This is a genomic window from Arcobacter aquimarinus (assembly GCF_013177635.1).
GTDB classification, from domain to species: domain Bacteria; phylum Campylobacterota; class Campylobacteria; order Campylobacterales; family Arcobacteraceae; genus Aliarcobacter; species Aliarcobacter aquimarinus.
In genome coordinates, this window is sequence record NZ_CP030944.1 from 1,168,971 (window position 1) to 1,187,644 (window position 18,674).

At 25.6% G+C, this 18,674-nt stretch carries 17 protein-coding genes and 1 pseudogene; 8 read left to right on the top strand and 10 right to left on the bottom strand.

Going from position 1 to position 18,674, the window contains the following annotated elements; translation table 11 throughout:
• Window positions 1–24 precede the first annotated feature (24 nt).
• Together AAQM_RS05770 and AAQM_RS05775 are read right to left on the bottom strand one after the other, a co-directional pair.
• Entirely contained in the window at window positions 25–1,287 is a 1,263-nt protein-coding gene (locus tag AAQM_RS05770; RefSeq protein ID WP_129095051.1) for an MFS transporter, read from the bottom strand.
• A gap of 46 nt (window positions 1,288–1,333) precedes the next feature.
• Window positions 1,334–2,092 (bottom strand): SDR family NAD(P)-dependent oxidoreductase, encoded by a 759-nt coding sequence (locus tag AAQM_RS05775; protein WP_129095050.1) that lies wholly within the window; start codon window positions 2,090–2,092, stop codon window positions 1,334–1,336.
• Window positions 2,093–2,305: 213 nt separating this feature from the next.
• On the opposite strand from AAQM_RS05775, the gene AAQM_RS05780 reads away from it, so the two are divergent.
• Together AAQM_RS05780 and AAQM_RS05785 are read left to right on the top strand one after the other, a co-directional pair.
• A complete protein-coding gene (locus AAQM_RS05780) occupies window positions 2,306–3,802 on the top strand; it encodes a hypothetical protein (protein WP_129095049.1) in 1,497 nt (498 codons plus the stop codon).
• A gap of 90 nt (window positions 3,803–3,892) precedes the next feature.
• Window positions 3,893–5,488, top strand: coding sequence for an ABC-F family ATP-binding cassette domain-containing protein (locus AAQM_RS05785; protein WP_129095048.1), 1,596 nt, complete (start codon window positions 3,893–3,895; stop codon window positions 5,486–5,488).
• A gap of 76 nt (window positions 5,489–5,564) precedes the next feature.
• On the opposite strand, the gene AAQM_RS05790 is transcribed toward AAQM_RS05785, so the two are convergent.
• From AAQM_RS05790 to ligA, 5 genes and pseudogenes are all read right to left on the bottom strand, one after another.
• The gene (locus AAQM_RS05790; protein WP_128985702.1) at window positions 5,565–6,038 is read right to left on the bottom strand and encodes an acyl-CoA thioesterase; all 474 of its coding nucleotides are present in this window, start codon (window positions 6,036–6,038) and stop codon (window positions 5,565–5,567) included.
• Window positions 6,039–6,167: 129 nt separating this feature from the next.
• On the bottom strand, window positions 6,168–8,357 hold the full coding sequence (locus AAQM_RS05795; protein ID WP_129095047.1) for a response regulator: 2,190 nt from the start codon (window positions 8,355–8,357) through the stop codon (window positions 6,168–6,170).
• 108 nt (window positions 8,358–8,465) lie between these two features.
• A pseudogene (locus AAQM_RS05800) lies at window positions 8,466–9,605 on the bottom strand (methyl-accepting chemotaxis protein); the annotation flags it as partial.
• A gap of 124 nt (window positions 9,606–9,729) precedes the next feature.
• Window positions 9,730–10,116, bottom strand: a complete 387-nt coding sequence (locus AAQM_RS05805) for a PAS domain-containing protein (protein ID WP_129095045.1) — start codon at window positions 10,114–10,116, stop codon at window positions 9,730–9,732.
• A 188-nt stretch (window positions 10,117–10,304) separates the two neighbouring features.
• Window positions 10,305–12,254, bottom strand: coding sequence for an NAD-dependent DNA ligase LigA (gene ligA / locus AAQM_RS05810; protein ID WP_129095044.1), 1,950 nt, complete (start codon window positions 12,252–12,254; stop codon window positions 10,305–10,307).
• A gap of 110 nt (window positions 12,255–12,364) precedes the next feature.
• On the opposite strand from ligA, the gene AAQM_RS05815 reads away from it, so the two are divergent.
• A complete protein-coding gene (locus tag AAQM_RS05815; protein WP_129095043.1) occupies window positions 12,365–12,712 on the top strand; it encodes a hypothetical protein in 348 nt (115 codons plus the stop codon).
• Here the strand turns inward: AAQM_RS05815 and AAQM_RS05820 are convergent.
• From AAQM_RS05820 to AAQM_RS05830, 3 genes are read right to left on the bottom strand one after another with little or no spacing between them, the layout of a single operon-like run.
• Window positions 12,693–13,856 carry a DUF3095 domain-containing protein gene (locus AAQM_RS05820; protein WP_129095042.1) on the bottom strand — a complete coding sequence of 388 codons (1,164 nt, stop codon included), beginning with the start codon at window positions 13,854–13,856 and terminating at the stop codon, window positions 12,693–12,695. The two genes, AAQM_RS05815 and AAQM_RS05820, sit on opposite strands and share 20 nt — an antisense overlap.
• A 3-nt stretch (window positions 13,857–13,859) precedes the next feature.
• The gene (locus AAQM_RS05825; protein WP_129095041.1) at window positions 13,860–14,759 is read right to left on the bottom strand and encodes an AEC family transporter; all 900 of its coding nucleotides are present in this window, start codon (window positions 14,757–14,759) and stop codon (window positions 13,860–13,862) included.
• A 3-nt stretch (window positions 14,760–14,762) separates the two neighbouring features.
• Entirely contained in the window at window positions 14,763–15,134 is a 372-nt protein-coding gene (locus AAQM_RS05830) for a winged helix-turn-helix transcriptional regulator (RefSeq protein ID WP_129095040.1), read from the bottom strand.
• 129 nt (window positions 15,135–15,263) lie between these two features.
• On the opposite strand from AAQM_RS05830, the gene AAQM_RS05835 reads away from it, so the two are divergent.
• The 5 genes from AAQM_RS05835 (at window position 15,264) to AAQM_RS05855 (ending at window position 18,643) form a co-directional block, all read left to right on the top strand.
• Complete coding sequence (locus AAQM_RS05835) at window positions 15,264–15,845, top strand: NAD(P)H-dependent oxidoreductase (protein ID WP_129095039.1); 582 nt, start codon at window positions 15,264–15,266, stop codon at window positions 15,843–15,845.
• A gap of 9 nt (window positions 15,846–15,854) precedes the next feature.
• Window positions 15,855–16,151 (top strand): putative quinol monooxygenase, encoded by a 297-nt coding sequence (locus tag AAQM_RS05840; protein WP_129095038.1) that lies wholly within the window; start codon window positions 15,855–15,857, stop codon window positions 16,149–16,151.
• A gap of 12 nt (window positions 16,152–16,163) precedes the next feature.
• Window positions 16,164–17,195: an NADH:flavin oxidoreductase/NADH oxidase gene (locus AAQM_RS05845; RefSeq protein WP_129095037.1), complete on the top strand. Its 1,032-nt coding sequence runs from the start codon at window positions 16,164–16,166 to the stop codon at window positions 17,193–17,195.
• A 57-nt stretch (window positions 17,196–17,252) separates the two neighbouring features.
• Window positions 17,253–17,888: an NAD(P)H-dependent oxidoreductase gene (locus AAQM_RS05850; RefSeq protein WP_129095036.1), complete on the top strand. Its 636-nt coding sequence runs from the start codon at window positions 17,253–17,255 to the stop codon at window positions 17,886–17,888.
• 71 nt (window positions 17,889–17,959) lie between these two features.
• Entirely contained in the window at window positions 17,960–18,643 is a 684-nt protein-coding gene (locus tag AAQM_RS05855; protein ID WP_129095035.1) for a winged helix-turn-helix domain-containing protein, read from the top strand.
• Window positions 18,644–18,674 lie beyond the last annotated feature (31 nt).

Genomic DNA, 18,674 nt, shown 5'->3' on the forward strand with positions numbered 1-18,674 from the left:
ATAAAAAAAGAGAGTTTTGTATGTTTATTTTGTTACTTTATATTTTAATAAGAAAATAATAGAAAGAAGTTTGAATAAAATAGGCAATATTGAGTATAAAAAGATAATTGCTAAAATTGATAACTGATTTATATTTTGTGTTTCAAAATTTGTAAATTCTAAACTTATAAAAGAAATAGCAACAGCTAAAGATAAAGATAGTTTTGTAATCATTGCCCAAAAACCAAATAACACTCCTGTTATGTCTTGATTTTTTTGTTTTGTTTCATTTGCTACATCAGCTTGAATAGAAGAGGGCAATGCCATATCAGCTCCCAAACACATTCCTGTTATAGCACAAATTATTGCAAAATAGAAAAAATCCCCTTCACTTAAAAAAGGCACAAAACTAAAAGCACTAATTGCAATAATAATTGACAAAATCCAAGTAGATTTTTTTGAGATTTTATTTGATAGTTTTATCCAAATTGGAAAAGTTATAATTGCACTTAAAAAATAGATTATCAAAAAAAGTCCAGTTTTTTCTTCTAAAACTAATACATATTTTACGAAAAATAAAAAAAGAGTTGCTGGAAGTGCATTTGCTAGATTATTTAATAAAAAAGCAAAAAATAATTTTTTATGATGAGGATAATTTATAAAAAAAGTTTTTAAAGATTTGAAGAAATTATCAGAAATTATATTTTTATTTTTTATCTCTAAAGATTTCAGTTTTATATAAAAAATAGTTAAGATTATTGGAAAAATAATCAAAATTGTATAAAGTAAAAGTTCTAAACTTTTTTTTGAATCATCTGAAACTAAAAATATGTAAGGAATTAATAAAGAGATTAAAACTCCAATAATTATAAAAATCTCTCTTGAAAAAGCAAGTTTTGTATTTTCACTTTCATTATTACTCAAAATCGAGTTTAAACTAAGATAAGGAATTAAAACAAAACTATAAGAAATATATGTAATTATTGAAAATAAAAATAACCAAAAATAATTGTAATAAACAGGTTTTATTAAAAAAAATAGTCCAAAAACTAAAAAGATAGAAGAGATAAAAATAATATTAAATTTTGTGCTGTAAATATCACAGAATCTTCCTATAAATGGGTCTATTATCATATCAATTAATCTTGTAATTAATAAAATAATACCAACAAATCCAACACTTAAACCAATATGTTCAACATAAAAAGTAGGTAAATAAATATACAAAGGAAAACCCAAAAAAGCAATAGGAATTCCAAGGATGCCATAAAGGAAAACTGTTTTGCTTTTTAGGGTATTATTATTCATTAAAATCTAATCTTTTTTATATATTTCACAAGAATTTTTATTTTAATCATTTTAAAAACTTTTTTGTTATAGAAAAACTTAAACTATATGGTAAAAAACTAAGTATTTTTAGAAACTTTGATAAAATAAAAGGAAATGAAATTTCAAATTTGTAGGGCTTATTTAAGCCTTCAAATATCTTTTTAGCTGCATAATTTACTTCCATTAGTTGAGGCATTTGAAAATCATTTTTAGCTGTTAATCTTGTTTTTACAAAACCATGATTTATGATTTGCACATAAATATTTTTTCTTTGTAATTCAGGCTGTAAAGATTGAGCAAGATTTACTAAAGCAGCTTTTGAAGCACTATAAGCTCCACCATAAGGTAAACCAAAACAACTTGCCAAACTTGCATTTAAAACAATAGTTGATTTGTGTTTTTGTTTTTCTAAATAAGCAATAAGTGGTTTTAAAACTCTTAAAACACCTAAATAATTTATGTTTATCATAGATTGAAAATTTGAAATATCCCATTGCTCGTAAGTCATTGATTCATAAACTCCTGCATTGTAAAAACAGATATCTAAACCATTAAAAATATTAAATGCTCTATCCACACTTTCGATAACATTTTCATTATCTAAAACATCAATATTTAAAAGTTCTAAATTATCTGTATAAGTTGATTTTAGATTTAATAGCTCATTTGAATTTTCTATATTTCTGGAACTTGCTATCACTTGATAATTATTTTGTAACCATAACTTAACTAACTCTAAACCAATTCCACTACTAGAACCAATAATCCAAACTTTTTTTGCCATGATAAACAACCTTTGTTTATTTAAGCTAGCAAATACTAACTTGAGTAAATTATATGAGAAATAAAGTATTTTTTGTATTGCTTATATGTTCATTGATAATATATAAAAATTGTTTTGTTTTTAAAATTTTCAATTTTATTATATATGAATATATAAGGAATAAAATGCTAAAATAAAGAACTAATGATTAAAAAAATAACAAAAAGGTAGGATATGCTAAACCTCGGGGAAATCGAAAAATGGTTAAAAGAACATTCAATTAATAACTATGTGATTTCAGAAGATTTCTATGTATCTGTTCAAGGTAATGTGAATTTAAATGAAAGACTAAATGGGAAAAAAATTCCTATTAAGTTTGATAGAATTGAAGGGTATTTTGATATAAGTAATAACAAGCTTACTTCATTAGAAGGTTGTCCTAAAACAGTAGCAAGGGACTTTAACTGTTCTAGAAATAATTTGATTTCTTTATTTGATTGTCCTTCTGAAGTTGGTGATTTTGATTGTTCTTATAACCAATTAAAAACTTTATCTTATGCACCAAAAGAGGTAAGAGGAAGTTTTAATTGTTCTTATAATGAGTTAAAATCTATAAAAGCAAGTCCTAGAACAATAAAAGGGCATTTCAAGTGTAATGACAATAAATTAGTATCTCTTGAAGGTGGACCTAAAAATATAGAGACATATTTTGATTGTTCAAATAATATTATTGAAAGATTGACAGGTGGACCTGTTAGTGTAAAACATGACTATATATGTCATGGAAATAATCTATCTGATTTAGAAGGATTAGCTGATGAAATTGGTGGAGATTTATTAACAGATGTTAAACTTAACAATTTAACAGCTAGATATGATGATGAAGAAAAATATTGGAAATATAAAGGTTCTGAAGTAATCTCACATATTTATAAACCAATGGTTGCTCTTGTAAGTAATGAAGATATTATTAATTGGTTACAAAAATATGATATTAAAAACTATACTATTTTAGCAGATAGTTCTGTTGATGTTGCAGGAGATGTTAAATTATCAGGAAGATTAACGAATCTTTTTAAATTACCTATTAATTTTAATAGTGTTGAAGGGGATTTTGATATCAGTGAAAATGAATTAGTATCACTAGAAGGAAGTCCTAAAAAAGTTGGAGGAAGTTTTTTAGCTCATAAAAATGAGTTAAACTCTTTAAAAGGTGGTCCAAAAGAGGTAAAAGGTAGTTTTATTATTTTACATAATAATATTACTTCTTTATTAAATTCACCTACTATGGTAAAAGGGGATTATATCTGTTCTCATAATCCTTTACGAACATTAGAAGGATTAGGAACAGTTTTTGGATACGTATTTACAGGAGTATATATCCCAAGACTTAAATGTCAAAAATATAATTATAAAGGTATTACTACTTATAAATATCCAGGTGATTCTGTTATGAAATATTTGGATGAAGAGTATATTTCTTTAACTGATGAAGAAAAAGCATTTGAAGCAACTAAAAAGAATTTAGAAAAAGTAATCAAAAAGATGCTAAATGCGGGAACTTTAACAAAAGAAATGGTTACGGATACTTTAATTAAAAATTTAACAAAATATCAGTTAGACCAATTAAAAACAAAAGTTTTATGGATTAAAAATCCACCAAATGAAGATAATAGTGATGTTATAAGTGAAGATGATATCATGAAACTAGCTTTTGAAAAAGAGTTATAAAATAATTGATTAAGTCCTAAATATATTTTTTTGGATATAATCCAAAAATTAATACATTAAGTAAATAAAATAAATGGAGAAAATTATAATATGGTTCAAACTGTAAATCTTAAAAAAGCTTTTGGTCCAAGAGTTTTATTTCAAGATATAAATTTAAAATTAGATGCTGGGAAAAGATACGGTCTAATTGGTGCAAATGGTGCTGGAAAAACTACATTTTTAAAAATATTATCAGGTCAAGAAGATGCAACAGAGGGTGAAGTACAAGTTCAAAGTGGAAAAAAAGTAGGTGTTTTATCGCAAAATCAATTTGCTTATGAAAATAATACTATTTTTGATGCTGTTCTTTTAGGAAATAAAAGATTACACGATGCTGTAAAAGAAAAAGAAGAACTTTATATGAGTCCTGAGTTTACTGACGAAGTAAATAATAGACTTGCAGAACTTGAAATTATTTGTTGTGAAGAAGATCCAACTTATGAATATGATGTGAAAATTACTAGAATTTTAGAGGATTTAGGATTTCCTGCAAGTCAACACCAAGATTTGATGAGTACTTTAACAGGTGGAGATAAATTTAAAGTTTTATTAGCACAAGTTTTATATCCAAAACCAGATATTCTATTTTTAGATGAGCCAACAAATAACCTTGATATTGCAACAATCGGATGGTTAGAAAATCAATTACAACATCACGATGGAACAATGGTAGTTATCTCTCACGATAGACACTTTTTAAATGCTGTTTGTACACATATTTTAGATGTAGATTTTAAACAAATTAGAGAGTTTACTGGAACTTATGATGATTGGTATATTGCTTCAACTTTAATTGCAAAACAAAATGAAAAAGATGTTAATAAAAAATTAAAAGAAAAAGAAGAACTTGAAAAATTTATTGCTAGATTTAGTGCAAATGCTTCTAAAGCAAAACAAGCAACTTCAAGACAAAAACAACTTGAGAAATTAGATATTGGTGCAATTCAAATTTCTAGTAGACGTGATCCTTCTATTATTTTTAAACAAAAAAGAGAAGTTGGAAAAGAGTTATTAACAGTTAAAAATATTTGTAAATCTTATGATGGAACAGTTGTTTTAGATAATATTAATTTTACGGTTGAAAAAGGTGATAAAATTGCTCTTATTGGAACAAATGGTATTGGAAAAACAACTTTATGTGAAATTTTAGAAGGTAATCTAAAAGCAGATTCTGGAGAGGTTTTATGGGGAGCAACTATTCAAAATTCATATTTTCCACAAAATGCAACTGATATTATCAAAGGTGATATGACACTTTATGATTGGTTAAGAAATTGTGATAGAGATGCTGATATTTCTGAAATTAGAAATTGTCTTGGAAGAATGTTATTCAATGGTCAAGAGCAAGAGAAAAAAGTTGATTCTTGTTCAGGGGGAGAAAAACATAGAATGATGCTTTCTAAGATTATGTTAGAGCAAGGAAATTTCTTAGTTTTAGATGAACCAACAAACCACTTAGACTTAGAAGCTATTATTGCTTTGGGTGAAGGTTTACTTGATTATGCAGGTTCTGTAATTTGTGTATCTCACGATAGGGAATTATTAGATGCTTATGCAAATAGAATTATTGAAATTCAGCCAGGTGGAACAATCGTTGATTTTAAAGGTACTTATGAAGAATACATTGAGTCTAAAGAGCAAGCGTAAGTTTGTTTTTTAGGAAGAATAAAAAAGGGGGAAGATAGAAAATCTTCCCCCTTTTTTTATAATAGTAAAAATATCACTATTTTGAATGTCTTGAGGCCATTCTCATTTCTCTTCTAGCAATAGCATCATTATATCTTCTTTTATCATCTTCAGTTACTAATTCTAATTTAGGAACAGCAGCTGGTTTACCATTTTCATCAACAGCAATCATTGTAAAGTAACATACATTTGTATTTTTAATAGTATGGTCTTTTATATCTTCTGAAATAACTTTAATACCAATTTCCATAGAAGTTCTACCCGTATAATTAACAGAAGCATGGAAAGTAACAAGAGAACCTATTTTAATTGGATCTTTAAATAAAACCATGTCAACTGATAATGTTACTGCATACATTCCTGTATATCTTGCTGCACATGCATAAGCAACATGGTCTAACATTTTTAAAATTTCACCACCGTGAACATTTTTACCAGAAAAATTTGCTTTATCTGGAGTCATTAACATAGTCATTGTAAGAGATTTTTCTCTTTTCACTTCTTCACTCATTTTTTAAACCTTATGTTATAATTATTGAAATATGCAGTATTATAAAATAAAAAGAGAGTATAAGTGTAGCAATTCTATAAATTATTAGTATAGATTAAAAAAGTATAGAAAAAAGTAACATTTTGATTTCTAATCTTTATATTTATCTCTAATATCATTAAACTGCTGAATATTGTCAAAAAATAAATCTATAAGTTTTGGGTCAAAATGTTTAGCTCTTTGGTTTCTAAATAATTCAAATATTTTTTCATCTTCCCAAGCTTTTTTATAACATCTTTCACTTCCAAGTGCATCAAATACATCTGCAATAGCCGTGATTCTTCCATAGATATGGATTTCTTCACCTTTTAATCCAAAAGGATATCCACTTCCATTCCATTTTTCATGGTGTTCTTTTGCTACAATTGCTGCTGCTTTTAAAATTTCTCTATTTGAATCTTTTAAAATGTTATAGCCTATCATTGCATGCTCTTTCATAATTTCAAACTCTTCAGTAGTCAATTTTCCAGGTTTTTTTAAAATAGAATCAGGAATACCTACTTTTCCAATATCATGCATAGGAGAAGCTACAAGTAGAATATTTGCTTGTTGTTCATCTAAACCATATAAAGTTGCTAATAATTTTGAGTATTCAGCAACTCTTTTTACATGATTTCCTGTCTCTTTACTTCTTGTTTCTCCAATTTCTCCCATTTTATAAATAATCTCTTTTTGAGTTGATTGTATCTCTTCATTAAGATTAAAAAGTTCTGTTAAATCATTTATTATCCACATATACTCTATAGTTTTATGATTATCATCTTTTATTGGAACAATAGTTATATTTATCCAGTATGTTTTTCCAAATTTTGACCTATTTTTTAAAATACCATTAAATATAATTTTATCTTCCAATAAAGATTCTATATTTTTAAAAATCTCATTTTCTGTCTCTATATTCTTAAATATTCTATAATCAGATCCGATTAACTCTTTTTTTGTAAATTCAGTTAATTCAACAAATTTATTATTTACATAATTTATCTTTCCATCTGCATCCGTTCTTAATAGTATTGAACTAATGTCAATAGCTTTTTCATACTCTCTTGCTAGTTTAATTGAGTGATTTAAATCTTTTTGAGAACCTTTTAATTTAAGTTGGAAATACTCTTTTACATCTTCTTGTTCTGTTATATCATTTTTTAGTGCAATAAATTCTTCAATATTTCCATTTTTATCTAAAATAGGTTTAATTAATGCATCAATCCAATAGTAAGTTCCATCTTTTTTTTTGTTTTTTATTTTTCCAGTCCAACTCTTTTTTTCATTTTTTATGGTGTTCCAAATCTTTTTATATAACTCTTTTTTGTTATCTGGATGACTTACTATATTGTGATTTTTTCCAATTAACTCTTTTTTAGAATAGCCAGATAATAAGCAAAATTGTTCATTTACATAGGTAATTATTCCTTTTTCATCTGTTTTTGAAACAATTGACCTTTCATCAACAGCATTTTTATATTGTTTTAAAAGTTGAGAAGAACGGTTTAATTCTTTTTGTTTTCTTTTATAATCAATCCATAAATCGATTTTTAAATTCATCTCTTCTATAACAAATGGTTTTTTTATTACATCAACTGCACCAGCTTTGTATGAATCTCTGGTTATTGTAATATTTATAGTTCCACTAATAATAATTACAGGAATTTTTAATTCAGAAATTATTAATTCATTATTCTTTTGTAAAAAATCTATTCCATTAGCTTTTTTTAATTCTACATCTAAAATCATCAAATCAGGTTGTTCTTCTTGAATCATTTTTAATGCATCTTTTTCATTTGATGCTAATAGAACATTATAATTTCTATTTTCAAATAAATCTTTTAATTGTTGTTGAATAACAAAAGAATCATCAATTACTAAAATAGTTTCATTTTTATTCTGTTCTATTTTATTAATCATTTCTATAATTTGTTCAATTTTTTGAAACAAAAAATTATCTTTTATAATAAAATCTATAATTCCTTTTTTAAAAGAAAATTCTCTTTTTTCCTCATCTTTTTGACTAGTTAAAATAAAAGTTTTAATTGAAGTATTTTCTAAATTTTCAAATAAGTCATAACCTTTTCCATCAGGTAAATTTATGTCTAAGATAAGATAATCAATGTGATTAGTTTCTATTATTTTTCTTGCTTCTTTTAAATTGTAAGCATTATATGTTTTGTAGTTAAAATTATTGAATTCTCTAGTTAAAAGATTATTTATTGTTTTTGAATCATCTACAATTAAAATTTTACATTTGCTTTCATCAAAAACAAAACTATTTTTTTTACTATTCAATTTCAATTTCCATAAAAGTTATTTTATATAAATACAAGCATCATATTATATAAAATAACTTTATTATTTCCTGAGTTTATTCTTTTATTTTTTTATTCTTTTATTTTTTTATTCTTTTATTTTGACATTATTTTTTCCATCAAACTCTTTTTGATTAGCATTGTTTACTATTAACTTAGAAATTCTATCAGTTAAAACAGCTACATCATGAGTTTGTGAAGCAATAGAAGCATTTTCTTGTGTTTGTCTATCAATTAGACTTATAGCATCATTTATTTGTTCAATCCCTGATAATTGTTCTTTTGAAGCATTTTGGATATCTGAAATAAGTTCTATTGTAAAATTAATATTTTCGTTTAGATTTTTATAATCATGTATCATGCTATTTGCTATCTCTTTTCCTTCATTAGCTTTTTTAGTAGCATTTTCAACTATTGCTTTTATCTCTTTAGCTGCATCAGAACTTCTATTTGCTAAGTTTCTAACTTCAGCAGCAACAACTGCAAATCCACGTCCAGCTTCACCAGCAGTTGCTGCTTCAACTGCTGCATTAAGTGAAAGAATATTTGTTTGAAATGCTATTTGATCAATCACAGTTATTGCTTCATTTATTGAATTTACTTGTGTATTTATCTCTTCCATAGAAGTTGTTGTTTTAGAAGCTAGTTTTTCACCTTGATTTGCTGCGATTGTAACTTCGCTAGCCAAATTTGCCATTTTTGTAATATTTTCAGTATTATTTTTTATGTTACTTGTAATTTCTTCAAGAGCTGCTGCTGTCTCTTCTAAAGAACTTGCAGCTTGAGTTGAACTGATATTTAATTTATCTACATTTACTAATAAAATATCTGAACTATTATCTAATGTCAGACCATTTGATTTATTTTCTATTAGCATCTCTGTTATTGTACTTCTTAGTGTATTTATGCCTTCAAATAAAACTCTAAAATCATTATCAACTAATGAAGTATCTAGTTTTTTCATATAGTTGAAGTTACTATATTCATTTAAAATTTGTGTTATTTCATTTATTATAAATTTTAAGTTATCTACTAAAATATTTATTGTTTTAGCAATATAATTTAATTTTGTATTAGATGTTTCAGTATGAAAAATTTTATCTTCTATTAAACCATTTCCTATTTTTTCAGAAACAAGCATTAATTCGCCATAAATCAACAATTCATCATTATGCTTTTGATTTAAAATTTTACAAATAGAATCTAATTTGTCTTTTATTTTCTTATTATAACCTGAACATTCAAATTCATCTATTACTAAAGAGTTTATGTCATCTTTTAAATAATTTTCTATATTTTCTAATACTTCAAGTATTTTATCATTAGTGTTATTTTTTAAAAACATATTTAACCTAGTTTAGTTCTGAATAAAGCTTTATAGCATTTGAAATTTCTTCATCAGTTGGCTTTACTCTAACTGATATAAATCTTTTTTCACCATTAACAGTTTTTGAAGGATAAGCAGTTGCATTTACCCAATAATATCCTCCATCTTTAGTTCGATTTTTTACAATACCTTTCCATATTTTACCACTTCTAACAGTATTCCATAAATCTTCAAATGCAGCTTTTGGCATATCTTTATGTCTAACTAAACTATGAGGATTTCCAATTAATTCCTCTTTTGTAAAACCTGCAATTTTACAAAAATCATCATTTGCATATTTAATAATACCTTTTTCATTTGTTTCAGATACTATCATAATTTTTTTACATAACTTTATTTCTTTTTCATTCATAATAAACCTTTTTTTAACACAAAATAGTTATTTTAATAAACTAAGTGGAGACTCTAATATAAAATTACTTAAGTACTAACATAAAACTTAATTTTATTTAATAATGAATAGTTATTTATTACTAAAATTCTCATAAAATTATTTTATATTAAAAATACTAAAAAAGTCAACAAATATAATTGAATTTATTATAAAATTATTGAATTCATTTCATTTTCATTTAAAGTTGGAACATTTAATTCAATAGCTTTATCATATTTGCTTCCTGCATCTTCACCATAAATTAAATAATCTGTTTTTTTAGATACACTTGAAGAGACTTTTGCACCAAGTGATTCAAGCATTTTTTTTATTTCTCCTCTACTAACACTCATAGTTCCTGTTATAACTACTGTTTTACCTTTAAAAGGATTTTCACTTACTTCAATTTTTTCTTCAACTTTTGGGTTGATTATAGATACAAGTTTTTTTACTAACTCTTTATTTACTCTCATAAATTCAGTAAAAGAGTTTGCCATCTGTTCACCAATTCCATCAAGATTAACCAAAGAATCGTAATCAATATTTATAACCTCTAATCCAAACTCTAAACAGATTTGTTTTGAAGCAACTTCTCCAATATGTTCAATTCCTAAAGCATTTATGATTCTATGAAGTTCTGTTCCTTTTGTATTTTCTATAGCATTTAAAAGATTATTTATTTTTTTTTCTTTAAATCCTTCAAGATTTTCTAAATCTTCATATTTTAAAGAGTATAAATCTAAAATATCATAAATCTTTTTTTCTTTTACTAATGTTTCAACTATTTTATTTCCAAGTCCATCGATATTCATACAATTTTTACTAGCAAAATAAATTATAGAGTTTACAACTCTTGAGGGACAATCAAGGTTTTGACATTTTATAAGCGTTCCTTCATCTAAAAGTTCGCTATTACAATCAGGACAAGAAGTAGGGCGAAAAATCTCTTTTTGTGTTCCATCTCTTCTATCTATAAAAACTTTTGTAATTTTTGGAATAACATCTCCACTTCTTATGATAATTACTTCATCATTTATTCTTATATCTTTTCTTGCAATTTCATCAAAATTATGAAGACTTGCACGTTCTACTACAACTCCTTCAATATCTGTTGGTTCTACAACAGCAACAGGAGTTATAACGCCAGTTCTTCCAACTTGTAAAATAATATCTTTGATTTTTGTTGTTTTTTCCAAAGCTGGAAATTTATAAGCACATGACCATCTTGGAAATTTCACTGTGTAACCTAATTCATCTTGAGTTTCTATATCATTTATTTTTACAACCATTCCATCAAGCATCATTTCGATTTCATCTCTTACTTTTATGATTTCATGGTAAAGTTTTTCAATTCCTTCAACATTTGAAGTAAGAGTTTGCATAGGTGGTTTTACAAATCCTAAAGAGTAAATATATTCCATTAAATCCGAATATTTTTTATAATTAAGTGTATTTAAACCAATTCCCCAAACATTGAAAAATAGTTTTCTTTTTGCTGTGATTTTTGGATCGAGTTGTCGTAGACTTCCTGCTGCTGCATTTCTTGGATTTGCAAAAACTTGTTCGTTATTTTTTAATCTTTCTTCATTTATTTTTTCAAAATCAGCTTTTTTGATTACGATTTCACCTCTTATTTCAATCAAAGATTTTTCAGCTATTTCAAGTGGAATAGAGTGAATAGTTTTAACATTATTTGTAACATCTTCTCCAATACTTCCATCACCTCTTGTTATTGCTTGTTTTAAAACACCATTTTCATAAATAAGATTTAGGGAAGCACCATCAAATTTTGGTTGGCAAAAAAACTCTAAATTTGTATTTACTTTTGATGCTCTTTTTATCCAATCTTCTAACTCTTTTGTGTTAAAAACATCTTCTTGTGACCACATACGAGAAAGATGAGATGCTTTTTCGAAACCATCAAGAACAAATCCTCCTACTCTTTTATTTGGAGAATTAGGATGTGATAGTTCTGGATTTTCACTCTCAAAAGCTAAACAATCTCTTGCTAATTTATCATACTCTTCATCAGTTGCTATTGGATTATCAAATACATAATATGCTTTTGCCCAAGATATTAGTTTTTTTATATTTAAATCATATTCATTTTTAGTCATATTTTCTCATTTTGGGATTTTTTTAAATTAATTATACTCAATTGATTTAGTAGAAAAGATAAATAAGCTATAATCAAAATCTTAATATTTAAAATAAAGAAAGAGTATTGATGAGTTATTTAGATATTTGTATTATTGGTTGGAATTTGAATGCTTTAATGTTTGTGGTTAATTTTTTGATAGCAATTAGAGTAATTTCCACACAAGATAGATCAAAACTTCATGAAGAGAGTTTAGTTTTAAAAGAGTTAAAAGAGGAGTTAGAAATCTATTATCCTTATAGAACTTATATAACAATCTTAACTTATGTGATTCCTTTTACTGCATTTTTTAGAATGAGTTTTAGATTAATAGAGATGTTTTTTTTCTTTCAAAAAAATCAAAATGCTAAAATGTTCGATTATATGGTATATAAATATTCTTATGATATTGAAAAGGCTAAGAATAGTGATAAATAAGTTCCTTTAATCTTTTTTTTAAATCTTTAGCAGCCATAGCATAACCACCATTTGAGCTATCTACAAAGTGGATATGTTTTCCATGTCTTTGAAAAATTAAACAAGTCATTAAAGCTGAATCTGATTGATGAATTCCATAAACTAAATCATTTTGCGAATACTTTTCATGTAAAAATTTTTCAATTTTTTTAGTATCCTCTTTTTTTGTACTAATTACCATTCTTAGCATATCATCGAATTTTTCTGTGTCGGTTGTTCTGATAATTCTTTGTTTATATTCTTTCCACTCTCCAATACCAAATCTCATCAAAAAAACACCCAAAAGATTTTCAATCATTAATCTAAAAATATGAAATATTCTTAAAAATATATTATTTGTGAAGATTGCAGCTTCAGTATTTAGGATTTTTGGATGAAAGGATAAGATAAATTGTTCATCTTTTTGGATAGGATTTCTACTTTTAAAATCTCCTGCTATTTGTTCAATCTGTTTTAAGCAATTTTCATAAATCATACTCGAATTTTTCTCATTTATGCTTTTTATTAGTATGGAAATTGTTTCATCTTTAGGAGTTTTAATATTTTCCCATCGACACTCTAATCCTTCAAAATTTGCTGTGTAATCAAAAGAAAACTCTTCATCTATTTTGTAAGTTTCATACTCTTTTTTCAGTAAATCTTCTGCTAGTTGTAAGCCATTTCCTCTTATGATTGCTTGTGTATATTCATTTGAAATTTTATATTTACAAACCTCTATAAAAGAGCCTTTTTCTTCAATCTCTTTAACACTTATATAACCAATTCTAAGATTTAAATCAAAAGCTTCTTTTGCTTTTTTTCTAGCTTCTTGAAAAACTTTTTTTGCTTTTTCAAGAATTGATGAAGGAATTAATAAACTAGCTCCATCTCCTCCAAAAATATATGGAAAATCAAGATTATTATCTATATTTAAAACTCCAATGATACATAAAGCTGAGATAAAATTTACATCTTTATATGAGCCTTTTTCTATAGCTTTTGTAGAGTCTTGTATATCTGAAACCAAAACAATCCAATCAGATGGTATTTTTGTATAATTTTTATCTTCCATGATTTTTGAGAAATCATCTATTTGTTTTAAATCTTTGTAAAAATCATTATTCATTTTTTATCCTATTAGTTTGTATAAAATTCCTGTTGTTAAAAACGAAATGATTATTCCATATCCAACTATTGCAGAACTAAGCCTTGGAGCAAGTCCTGCCATAGATGCTATTGCACCTGCTGTTATCATTGGAGCCATTGCTGCTTCCATTATTGAAACTATTGCTGCTTCGTTGTTCCATGAAAATATTTTGCATATAGCAATGGCAATAATAGGTGCAATTATCAGTTTTACTGTTAAAGCTACACTAAAAGGTTTTATATCTTCTCTTGGCATTTTAAATTGAAGTTGAAGACCAACTGCTACAAGTGCAATAGGGATAATTGTATTTGCAAAAGAAGTCAAAATTTTTGAAATCATAGGATTAAACTCTACACCTATTAAAAATAAAGCAACAATCAATGATAAAAAAGGTGGAAAAGTTAAAACTTTTAGAGTAATTATTTTAAAAGTAATTTTTGAATTATTTGAATAATAAGAGGCTATAAATGTTCCGTAAGTAGCAAGTGCGATAAATGTTCCTAATTGGTCATAAACCAAAACATAAGGCATAGCACTTTCACCCATGTAAGCATTTATTATAGGAATTCCTAAAAATGAGCTATTTGTTAAAATAGCAACAAGCATCAATGAACCTGTAACTTCTCTTGAAAAATTAAAAAACTTTGATAAAATCAAAATTAAAATAGCACTAATACCCATAACAAACCAAGCTATGATAATAGGAATTATTAAATCAACTGAAAATGTAAGTTTTGGAACTTGAAGTAAAATCATAGCTGGAAGTGAAATATAAATTGCAAATTGATTTAAAATAGTTGGAGCATCTTTTGAAAAGATATTTAACCTTCTTATAAAATAACCAATAGCAATAGCTAATAAAATTAATATAAAATTTTCCATATTTTATTCACAAAAATTATTTTCACACATATTTTCAGAAGTTATTTTTCCAAACTCTTTTACATAATCAATTCCCCATTTATGCATCTCTTCTAAAACAGGTTTTAAATTTTTACCACATGAAGTTAGACTATAAACAACTTTTGGTGGAACTTCAGCGTATACTTCTCTATGAATTATATTTTTTTCTTCTAACTCTTTTAATTTTATAGTTAGAGTTTTTTGAGTTATTTCATTTATTATTTCATGTAACTCTTTAAATCTTTTTTCACCATCAAGCAAATGCCAAATAATAGCTAGCTTCCATCTATCATTGAAAATATCAAGGGTTACAGCAACACTACATCTATACTCTTTATCATTTATATAATACATTTATCAATTCCTTAAACATGAAAATTTATTATATCATAAAGAGAATAAATATCTATTACTTACCTAAAGTAAAGTAAGAGTATATTAAGTTTATAATGAATATAATTTTCAAAATTTTAAGGAGTTTAAATGAAAAAAGTTCTGATTTTAAATGGACATCAATATTATGATGTTGTGGCTAAAGGTGAATTGACTCAACATTATATAGATACTGCAAATGATTTTTTTCTTAAAAATGGTTTTGAAGTTAAACATACACATATTGAAAAAGGTTACGATGTAGAAGAAGAGTGCCAAAAATTTGAATGGGCTGATTATGTTTTATTTCAATATCCAGTTTATTGGATGGGTGTTCCTTGGATTGCTAAAAAATATTTTGATGAAACATTTACTCAAGGAAGACATTATGAAAGTGATGGAAGAAGTAGAAGTGATGCAAGTAAAACTTATGGAACAGGAGGATTATTAAAAGGTAAAAAATATATGTTAAGTTTAACGTATAATTGTCCAACAAGTGAATTTAGTAATGAAAATGGTTTCTTTGATGGTTTATCTTTAGATGAAGCACATATTGCAACTCATAAAACTTTCCAATTTTGTGGATTAGAACCATTAAAAACTTATTCTGTTCATGATATTTTCAAAGGAGATTTAGATTTAGCTAAAGAGTTAAAAAAATTTGAATCAGTTTTAAAAGAGAATTTTTTATAGGAAAAAAATATGAAAAATATTGTAATAGTTGCAACTATAAAAGTGAAAAAAGGTTTTAAAGATGAAGTTTATAATGAACTTTTGCAATTGCATAAAGCAACCCATGAATTTGATGAAGGTTGTATTCAATACGATTTACATAAAGATTTAACTGATGAAGATAGTTTTACTTTTGTTGAAACTTGGGAAAATCAAGAGCTTTTATCTTTACATGAAACAAAAGAGCATTTTAAAAACTTTGTATCTAAAATCGAAAATAAAATAGATGGTTTAACAATCAATAAATTAGAAAAATTAGAAATCTAAAAAGGATTTTTTATGAGCTTATTATTAAAAAGTGGAAATATTGGAGCATTAGAGTTAAAAAATAGAGTTGTAATGCCACCTATGTGTATGTATAAAAGTGATAATAGTGGAGAAATAAAAGATTTTCATAAATATCATTATGTATCAAGAGCTTTAGGTGGAGTAGGATTTATTATAGTTGAAGCAACTGCAATAGAGCCAAAAGGAAGAATTTCATCAAATGATTTAGGTCTTTGGGATGATTCTTTGATAGAAAAACATAAACAATTAAATAAAAATATACACTCTTTTGGTGCAAAAACTGCAATTCAAATTGCTCATGCGGGAAGAAAGTCAACTGTTATTGATTCAACTCCTATTGCTCCAAGTTCAATTGCTTTTTCAAAAGAGGCTCCATTTAAAATTCCAAAAGAAGTTTCAATAGAAGAGATACAAAATATTAAAAAATTATTTATAGATGCAGCTTTTAGAGCAAAAGAGGCAGACTATGATGCTATTGAACTTCACGCAGCTCATGGCTATTTATTATGTGAGTTTTTATCACCAATTTCAAATAATAGAACAGATATTTATGGTGGAACTTTAGAAAATAGATGTAGATTAGTTTTAGAAATAGCCCATGAGATAAAACAAAAATTAGATTTGCCTTTGATTGTTAGAATTAGTGCTGATGAGTGGATGAATGAAGGTTGGAATATAGAAGATTCTATTTATTTATCAAAAGAGTTAGAAAAAATAGAAGTTGATGCAATACATGTATCAAGTGGTGGGAATTTAGAAAAACCTGATAATGCTCCAGCAATTCAAGCTTTATATCAATCTTCTTGGGCAAAAAAAATAAAAGAAAATGTAAATATTCCTATTATTGCAGTTGGATTAATTACAACAGCAACAGAAGGAGAGTATCTACTTGAAAACAATTTTTGTGATTTTGTGGCTTATGGTCGAGAGTTACTTAGAAATCCAAATCTTGTTTTTTATGTAGCAAATGAATTTAAAGAAAAAGAGAAAATAAATAGTTCTTATCAAAGAGCATTTATATAATATAAAAAGTAAAATACAACATTAAAAGATAAAAAAATTTAATTTAAAAGGATAATTATGGAAAAAACATTTATGGAAGCAATGGATTTTAGACATGCTTGTAAGATTTTTGATGAGACTAAAAAAATTAGTGATGAAGATATGAAATTTATTTTAGAAGTAGCAAGAAAAAGTCCTAGTTCTTTTGGTCAAGAAGGTTGGAAATTTTTAGTTATTACAAATGAAGAATTAAAAGCAAAATTAAGACCATTTTGTTGGGATCAACCTCAAGTTACAACTTGTTCTCATTTAGTTATTATACTTGCTGCTATTGAAGCTGTTAAACCAGAATCAGGAATTCCTGCAACTAGATTTGCAAGACGAGAAATGCCTCAAGAGAAAAAAGATTTTTACAATAAATTATATAAAGACCACTTAACAGTTACAAAAGTTTTAGATAGTGATGATAATGTTTATTCTTGGACAGCTAGACAAACTTACATAGCTGCTGGAAATATGATGACAGCAGCTGCGGTTAAAGGAATTGATTCTTGTCCAATAGAGGGATTTGATAAAGCAAAAGTAGAAGAAGTATTAGGACTTGATACTAAAAAATTCCAATTATCTATGGTTTTACCTTTTGGATATAGAATAAATCCACAATCAACTCAATTAAGAGAAGATTTTAAAGATATTGTTGAATTTATAAAATGATACTTTTGTAATACCCTTTTGTTATAAAATTCTTTTATAAAAGTTGATTTTTAGGATAAGGATTAAAAGTTATGAATGAGGTATTAATAAAAGAGAGTTTAGCTACAAAGTCTTTATTATTTATAAGTGATGATTCTTTTTTTGTAGAAGATATAAAAAGAGTTTTAAATGATAGTAATGTTACATTTTTTGAAAATAATAAGTTTTATTTGTTAAATAGTGAAATCAATAATTTTGATGTAATTATATTTGATAATAGAAGTAATAATTTAAAGAAATTTTTAGATGTTTATCAATTAACAAAATCTTACAGATTTGATACTCCTATTATATTGATTGAGAATGAAATTGATGAGGACATTGAATTATATAAAGTTCTAAATATTTATACAGTTTTAGAAAAAGATGTGAAAAAAGAATTTTTATTTAGAATAATTCTAATTTGTCTTAATTTTTTGAATACAAATAAGAAAATTCAATTCGAAAATGGTTATTACTTTGATATAAATAGTGAAGAGTTATTTCAAGGTAAAAAGATTGTTAAATTAACTAAAATAGAGAAAAAATTAATAAAATTATTATCTTTAAATCCTAATTCTTTGGTTTCTTATGAAGATATTGCAAGTGAAGTTTGGAAAGGAAAAGTATTTTCAATATACTCTTTAAGAAATGTTATAAATCATATTAGAGAAAAAACAGATGAAACATTCATTAGAAATTTTTCAAATAGAGGTTATATTTTAAATACAATTTAATAATTATTTAAAAAAATACTATATAATAATT